This is a genomic window from Bradyrhizobium sp. AS23.2 (genome assembly GCF_001908185.1).
Classification (GTDB): Bacteria; Pseudomonadota; Alphaproteobacteria; order Rhizobiales; family Xanthobacteraceae; genus Bradyrhizobium.
Window position 1 is genome coordinate 1 of the sequence record NZ_LGHM01000402.1, and the last position, 893, is coordinate 893.

Below are 893 nucleotides of genomic sequence, written 5' to 3' on the forward strand. Positions count from 1 at the left end.
AATGCAACACTCCCTTCGGCACAGTGAAACCCTGATTGGGCAGCAACTCGATTGAGTGTCCCTCAAGATCGATTATGAAACGGCCGCTGAGGACGAAGAAGAACTCGTCGTCATTGTCGTGCTTGTGCCAATGGTACTCGCCTTGCATGACGCCGAGGCGGATAACGGAATCGTTCACCTTGCACAGGGTCTGATTGTACCATTGATCGGTGACCGTCTTCGCTAATGAAAAAACGTCGATCAATGTCAGTGGATCGAACTTGATGTCCAGATAGGTGGCATATGGGTACGCCGTCTCGGCCATCGGTGTCTCCTCGGATGTCAGGTCTCGACGCATTATCGGAACCTTAGGTGGACGACATGGACCTTCAAATAGAGCCCCAGCACGACCTGTCTCCAAAAGAGCTCGATACAATCGAAGTTCATCTATACGAACACAACAGTAGGGTGACAGGAAGGCACGATGGTCAAGGCTTGGGCTTTGTAGTCCGCGATGAATTGGGACAGATGATCGGTGTCGCGGCTGGTTACACATGGACCGGCATTTCTGAACTGAGACAAATGTGGGTCGATGAGGCATATCGGGGCCGGGGATACGGGCGCGCACTGCTAAATGCTTTCGTCGAGGAGGCAGGCATTCGAGGTGTTCGCCGGATTTGGGTGTCGAGCTACGACTTCCAAGCGCCCGAAATGTACGAAGAGGCTGGCTTCAAGCGTATGGCCGAGTTCGAAGGATGGCCCGAAGGTCATATCAACGTGGTCCTCTGCAAGACGCTTTCAGACCAAGAGAAATGATCTCAAAGGTCTATTGCGGGTCACTCGCGTCATTTTCGATCCGTTCGACGGATGTCTGCTTATCCCTTAACAGCGGCGGAATAGCAGACATCCACCAA

Annotated in this window: 2 protein-coding genes; one reads left to right on the plus strand and one right to left on the minus strand. The window is 52.7% G+C overall.

The window, feature by feature from the left end:
• The coding region (locus tag AC630_RS42525) for a cupin domain-containing protein (RefSeq protein WP_074124423.1) at nucleotides 1-304 on the minus strand (304 nt) is incomplete at its 3' end.
• A gap of 56 nt (nucleotides 305-360) precedes the next feature.
• On the opposite strand from AC630_RS42525, the gene AC630_RS42530 reads away from it, so the two are divergent.
• Complete coding sequence (locus AC630_RS42530; protein ID WP_074124425.1) at nucleotides 361-795, plus strand: GNAT family N-acetyltransferase; 435 nt, start codon at nucleotides 361-363, stop codon at nucleotides 793-795.
• Nucleotides 796-893 lie beyond the last annotated feature (98 nt).

Bases quoted from the DNA above. Each gene is read 5' to 3' on its own strand.
- AC630_RS42530 (WP_074124425.1), top strand. From the start codon at position 361: ATGGACCTTCAAATAGAGCCCCAGCACGACCTGTCTCCAAAAGAGCTC.